This window comes from Bradyrhizobium sp. YR681, from assembly GCF_000282615.1.
Taxonomy (GTDB): Bacteria; Pseudomonadota; Alphaproteobacteria; order Rhizobiales; family Xanthobacteraceae; genus Bradyrhizobium.
Genome location: NZ_AKIY01000312.1, coordinates 1 through 5,594, shown reverse-complemented (window position 1 = coordinate 5,594; position 5,594 = coordinate 1). Strand labels below are relative to the sequence as shown.

Sequence of the window (5,594 nt, the reverse complement as noted above, 5' to 3'; positions counted from 1 at the left end):
TCTTCCTTGGGCCGGGGTGCGGCGATACATACGCCGTTTCCGAATTTCGGTAAAGTGGAATATTTTTGATGGCGCGGCTTGACCGGCATATTGGGTGTTTTGCCCGACGGGCAACACGAGCGCTTGTAGCCCGGATCAAGCGCACTTCGGCCGAACTCAAATTGCCGGGCCAATTCGGAGAGGAAGGCGCCCCCCACCGGGACGAACTGCGAGATGGCCCGCCCCGATCAGGTGAACGGGATGCGGCGAAACGCACCGGGTGATACGCCAAGCGTCCGGCGCATCGCGCGCGACAAGCCCGATCCTGATTCAAAACCCGTGCGCCACGCGACCTCACCGATCGAAAGCGACGTCTCCGCCAGCATGCGACGTGCGGTCTCAACGCGTTGACGATTTCGGTACTCGCCAATCGACAAGCCGGTGTGCTGCCGGAACAGCCGCGTCGCGTGGCGGCGCGACAGCCCGAATGCGGCAGCGATATCGTCAATCGGCACGTCCTGGTCGAGCCGCTCATCGATGGTCGCACGCATCTCGGCAACGACGACGCCACCATGGTCATCGCCGGTTGCGCTGGAGAGCCGCTCGCCCTGCTCGACCCGATTCAGCATCGCAACCAGCAGCGCGGTCGCCAGATGGTCCAGTGCCTGCTTCGGCGCGGCATCGCGCTCGCCCGTGCAGCACAAACGCAGCAGCGATCGGATAAAGGGGGTCGTCGCGAACATCGCAGGCTTCTTTGCATGCCGCTGAAGGTCAACCGAAGGCGCGAACTGCGCGAGCGCCGGTTCGGTGAGATAAAGAACGACGTGATTGCTGAGGCGACGGATCGCCTGCGATTCGTGGGCCTGCATTTTGGGCACCACGATGAACCGTTCCTCGCTGAGATACATCACTGAGCGGCGCGTTTCGTCCCGAAACGCAATCGTCCCACTCGTCGGCATCAGGATCATCGCGCAGTCGTGCCAGTGCCACTGCGTCCGGTATTGCACACCGCCTCCCGCGACGACGGCGCGATGCTCGCCCGCGTCGAGGAGGCGCGATGGCGGCACCGAACGTAGAATTTGTTCAAATGATCGAAGCATGCATCCGCCAGCTTAGCACATCCAGGACATCTGCCGAATCCTGATGGCCCGTCAGGTCATCTGATTTGGCCCGATCGGGTGCGCCAGATGCTGCCGGAACCCGCATTCTGGCGGCATGACACACCAGCACATCCCCGATCGGCGCTACTCTGACCGAGCCTTCCTGGTCAACGTGTTCAGCAACGGACCGGGAGGCGGCAACCCGGCACCTGTCGTTGTCGACGCTCGCGGGCTCGCTGGCGAAGCGATGCGGCGGATCGCGGCAACGCACGGCCATGAGAGCGCCTTTGTTCTGCCCGGACGCGACAGTTCCGACTACCATTTTCGCTTCTTCGTCCCGAACCACGAAATGGAGATGTGCGGGCATGCGACGCTGGGAGCGATCTGGCTGCTCGATCAACTCGGTCGACTGGCGCTGAAAGACGTCTCGATCATGACGCTTTCCGGGCCGGTCGAGGCGCGTGTCGACGGCGGACAGGCACGCATCACTCAGCCCAAGGGATGGTGCAACACCGTCGAAGATATCGGCGCGGTGCTGGAAGTCCTCGGACTGCAGCCCTCCGACCTGTTCGACTATCCAGTCCAGAACGCCGCAACCAGCCGCGTAAAAACACTTGTCCCGCTTCGCTCGGTCGAGCTCCTCCACGGCCTTCGACCGGACTTCTCACGGGTTACGGGCGTGTGTGACCAGATCGGCTCGACAGGGCTCTACCCTTTCGCACTTGTCGACGCGAAAGCAGCGATCTTCTCCGCAAGACAGTTTCCGCGCTCTTCCGGTTATCCGGAGGATGCGGCGACCGGGATCGCCGCAACAGCGCTGGCATGGAGCGCCTGGGAGTTGGGTCTGACCTCACAGCATCGCGTCGTCGTCCGGCAGGGTGAGGCGATGGGACGGCCCTCGCGGATCACGATCGAACGCGATGGCGATCGCTGCTGGCTGTCCGGCGACGCCGAACTGATCAGGGAGATGCCGCTATGAACCGCCGCCTGTTTCTCGCATCTCTTGCCGCAACGGCAGCCAGCAGCAGCTTCGCGCAGCAAAGCGCGGCATCCTGGCCGACGAAGCCGATCCGATTCATCGTGCCCTACGCGGCAGGCGGACCGACCGATGTCGCAGCGCGAATCCTGGCAGAGACAATTTCCCAACAATTGCCGAGGCAGGTGCTGATCGAGAACATCACCGGCGCGGGCACGACGGTCGGCACGGCGAGAGCGGCGAGCGCAAAGGACGGGCACAATTTCCTGATCGCGACCGTCGCGCACGCAGTGAACGCCGTGCTCTACACCAATCTGCCTTTCGACCCGGTCCAGGATTTCCGTAGCGTGGCCCTCCTCGGGACAGTCCCGCAGATCGTTCTGGTCAAGAAGGATTTCCCCGCGACCTCGCTCGCGGATCTCATCGCGGTTGCGCGCGCCAAACCGGGAGCCCTGACCTACGGCTCGGCCGGCATCGGCTCAGCCCAGCATCTGGCTGCGGAATTGCTCGCGAGCTTGGCAAAGATCAATATGGTTCACGTTCCTTACCGCGGCAGCGGGCCGGCCGTCACCGATCTCATGGGTGGCCAGATCGATCTGGTGATTGATAGTGCAGCGACCGGGCTCTCCCATATCAGGGGCGGCGCATTGCGCGCACTTGCGGTGACGACGAAGGAGCGGCTTTCCGCCTTGCCGGATCTGCCAACCGCAGCTGAAACGCTGCCCGGCTACGAAGCCTACACGTGGAATGCGATCCTTGCGCCGGCGGGCACCGCGCCCGAGATCGTCGCCGCGATGAACGGGATGACCAACACCGCTCTGTCCAACCCCGCCCTGGTCAAGCGGTTCGAGGAACTCGGCATCGCCATCTCAAAAGGCACGACGCCTGAGGCGACGGATGCCTTCATAGCCGCGGAGATGGCAAAATGGCAGCCAGTTCTTCGCAGCGCCGGTATCGCGCCGGCTGCACCTTGATGCGTCCGGGCCCCGGAACGACTGCTGCCAGCCGAACCTCTAGTCCTCGCTGGACGCCGCGGAGCGATTGCGCAAATGGGCCTGCGACAGCAGGAAGAACAACGCGCGCTCGCCATGATATTTGGCGGACGGCCGGGTGCGTTCGAACCCGTCGGCAAAAATCTTGCCGGACTGGTCACACACCTGCCACCGCCAACCGAACCGCTTGCGCCTGGTGAGGATCACTTCAAACATGCCGACGGGCTTGGTCCCCTGCTCCTTGCCGGTCTCGCAAGCGTGCGCCTGCTCCGGCCTCCCCCGTTAGACGGATGCCCGACATATAACGCAGCAGGATGGAAAGAGAATAAAATTGATTATCGGAAATACGTATCTTCCACCGGTCGTGACGAAGTCACGACGCATCTGGAATAACCCGATGCTGGCGGTGTTAAGCGGCGCGGCGCAGCTTGATAGCGCTTGCATGCGTATTCACAGTGGAACACAAGACGACGAAGCTCGGTAAGCAAACGCTCACCGGGCGCCTGATGGCAGGCTCTAGCGTCCGACGCGCGCCTGCAGGTGGGCGGGATAGCGGTCGCCTTGCACCGCCACCTTGTCCAGCACCCCGGCAATCGCCGCAAGATCGGCTTGGGACAACGTTACCACCGCCGCGCCGAGATTTTCCTCGAGCCGGTGCAGCTTGGTCGTGCCGGGAATCGGCACGATCCACGGCTTCTGCGCCAGCAGCCAGGCCAGCGCGATCTGCGCCGGCGTCACTTTCTTCGCGGCTGCGATCTCGCCGAGCAAATCAACCAGCGCCCGGTTGGATTTGCGTGCGCTGGATGAGAAGCGCGGTACGATGTTGCGGAAGTCGCTCGCATCGAACGGCGTGCTCTCGCTGATCGCACCGGTGAGAAAGCCTTTGCCGAGCGGGCTGAACGGAACGAAGCCGATGCCGAGCTCTTCGAGCGTCGGCAGGATCTCCTGCTCCGGCTCGCGCCACCACAGCGAATACTCGCTTTGCAGTGCGGTAACGGGCTGCACCGCATGGGCGCGGCGGATGGTCGGCGCGCTCGCCTCCGATAGGCCGAAATGCAGCACCTTGCCCTCGCGGATCAAATCCTTCACCGCGCCGGCGGTGTCCTCGACCGGCACGTCGGGATCGACGCGGTGCTGGTAGAACAGATCGATGCGATCGGTCTTCAGGCGCTTCAAGGCGGCATCCGCCACCGCCTTGACGTTGGCAGGCCGGCTGTCGAGCCCGGCTTCGACCTTGCCGCCCTTGAAGCCGAACTTGGTGGCGATCACGACCTTGTCGCGCAATGGCGCGAGCGCCTCGCCGAGCAGCTCCTCGTTGACGAAGGGACCATAGGCCTCGGCGGTGTCGAAGAAGGTCACGCCGCGCTCGAAGGCGGTCCTGATCAGTGTGATCGCCTGTGACGTCTCGGTGGCGGGACCATAGCCGTAGCTCAGGCCCATGCAGCCGAGGCCGAGGGAAGAGACCTCCAGACCACTCTTGCCCAGTTTGCGCGTCTGCATTGCCGTTCTCCTTCAAAATCTCGTCGGCTGCGAACTTAAGCCGCATGCGGGCCTGCGATTAGCTGATAAAAGCAGCATGAACTCATGATCCGGATTCATGAATGGCCCGTACCAACGTCAACGACCTCCTCGCCTTCCTCGCGGTCGCGCGCGAGCGCAGCTTTACCCGCGCGGCAGCCCAGCTCGGCGTCTCGCAGTCGGCGCTCAGCCACACGGTGCGCGGCCTGGAGGAGCGTCTGGGATTGCGGCTGCTCACCCGCACCACCCGCAGCGTCGCGCCGACCGAGGCCGGCGAGCGCCTGCTGCGCAACATCGGGCCGCGCTTTGCGGAGATCGACGCGGAATTGTCGGCGCTGACCGCGTTGCGCGCCACGCCGGCCGGAACCGTCCGCATCACCGCCGGCGAACATGCGGCGCAGACCATCCTGTGGCCGGCGCTCGCCAAACTGCTGCCGCGCTACCCCGACATCAAGGTCGAGCTCGTCGTCGATTCCGGCCTCACCGACATCGTCGCCGAGCGTTACGACGCCGGCGTGCGGCTCGGCGAGCAGGTCGCCAAGGACATGATCGCGGTGCGGATCGGACCGGAGATGCGCATGGCCGTGGTCGGCGCGCCCGCCTATTTCGCGGAACGGAGCAAGCCGAAGCAGCCGCAGGACCTCACCGACCACAATTGCATCAACCTGCGCCTGCCGACCTATGGCGGCATCTATGCCTGGGAGTTCGAGAAGCGCGGCCGCGCCATGAAGGTGCGCGTCGACGGCCAGCTGGTGTTCAACACCGGCCTGCTGCGGATGAATGCCGTGCTGGCAGGGCTTGGCCTTGCCTATGTGCCGGAGGACATCGTCAAGCGCGAGATCGCCGACGGCCGGCTTATCCGCGTGCTCGCCGACTGGTGCGCGCCGTTTGCGGGCTACCACCTCTATTACCCCAGCCGTCGGCAGCCCACGCCGGCGTTCGCGGTGCTGGTGGAGGCGCTGCGGTATCGGAAGTGAGGGACTGGCGACGTCCCCTCCCCGTCATTGCGAGCGCAGCGAAGCAATCCAG

Annotated in this window: 6 protein-coding genes; 3 read left to right on the top strand and 3 right to left on the bottom strand. The window is 64.3% G+C overall.

The window, feature by feature from the left end:
- Positions 1-227 precede the first annotated feature (227 nt).
- Entirely contained in the window at positions 228-1,079 is an 852-nt protein-coding gene (locus tag PMI42_RS33765; protein WP_081502988.1) for a helix-turn-helix domain-containing protein, read from the bottom strand.
- A gap of 115 nt (positions 1,080-1,194) precedes the next feature.
- On the opposite strand from PMI42_RS33765, the gene PMI42_RS33760 reads away from it, so the two are divergent.
- Both PMI42_RS33760 and PMI42_RS33755 read left to right on the top strand, forming a co-directional pair.
- The gene (locus PMI42_RS33760) at positions 1,195-2,058 is read left to right on the top strand and encodes a PhzF family phenazine biosynthesis protein (protein WP_008143520.1); all 864 of its coding nucleotides are present in this window, start codon (positions 1,195-1,197) and stop codon (positions 2,056-2,058) included.
- Positions 2,055-3,029, top strand: coding sequence for a Bug family tripartite tricarboxylate transporter substrate binding protein (locus PMI42_RS33755; protein WP_008143514.1), 975 nt, complete (start codon positions 2,055-2,057; stop codon positions 3,027-3,029). The genes PMI42_RS33760 and PMI42_RS33755 overlap by 4 nt, the downstream gene beginning before the upstream one ends.
- A 39-nt stretch (positions 3,030-3,068) precedes the next feature.
- Here PMI42_RS33755 and PMI42_RS39820 read toward each other — a convergent pair whose 3' ends face one another.
- Positions 3,069-3,263, bottom strand: coding sequence for a hypothetical protein (locus tag PMI42_RS39820; protein WP_008143513.1), 195 nt, complete (start codon positions 3,261-3,263; stop codon positions 3,069-3,071).
- A 300-nt stretch (positions 3,264-3,563) separates the two neighbouring features.
- Positions 3,564-4,547 (bottom strand): aldo/keto reductase, encoded by a 984-nt coding sequence (locus PMI42_RS33745; protein WP_008143512.1) that lies wholly within the window; start codon positions 4,545-4,547, stop codon positions 3,564-3,566.
- Between the two features lie 101 nt (positions 4,548-4,648).
- Here PMI42_RS33745 and PMI42_RS33740 point away from each other — a divergent pair, with 101 nt between their 5' ends.
- Complete coding sequence (locus PMI42_RS33740) at positions 4,649-5,542, top strand: LysR family transcriptional regulator (RefSeq protein ID WP_008143511.1); 894 nt, start codon at positions 4,649-4,651, stop codon at positions 5,540-5,542.
- The last annotated feature ends 52 nt before the right edge of the window (positions 5,543-5,594 follow it).

Bases quoted from the DNA above. Each gene is read 5' to 3' on its own strand.
- PMI42_RS33765 (WP_081502988.1), bottom strand. From the start codon at position 1,079: ATGCTTCGATCATTTGAACAAATTCTACGTTCGGTGCCGCCATCGCGC.
- PMI42_RS33760 (WP_008143520.1), top strand. From the start codon at position 1,195: ATGACACACCAGCACATCCCCGATCGGCGCTACTCTGACCGAGCCTTC.
- PMI42_RS33755 (WP_008143514.1), top strand. From the start codon at position 2,055: ATGAACCGCCGCCTGTTTCTCGCATCTCTTGCCGCAACGGCAGCCAGC.
- PMI42_RS39820 (WP_008143513.1), bottom strand. From the start codon at position 3,263: ATGTTTGAAGTGATCCTCACCAGGCGCAAGCGGTTCGGTTGGCGGTGG.
- PMI42_RS33745 (WP_008143512.1), bottom strand. From the start codon at position 4,547: ATGCAGACGCGCAAACTGGGCAAGAGTGGTCTGGAGGTCTCTTCCCTC.
- PMI42_RS33740 (WP_008143511.1), top strand. From the start codon at position 4,649: ATGGCCCGTACCAACGTCAACGACCTCCTCGCCTTCCTCGCGGTCGCG.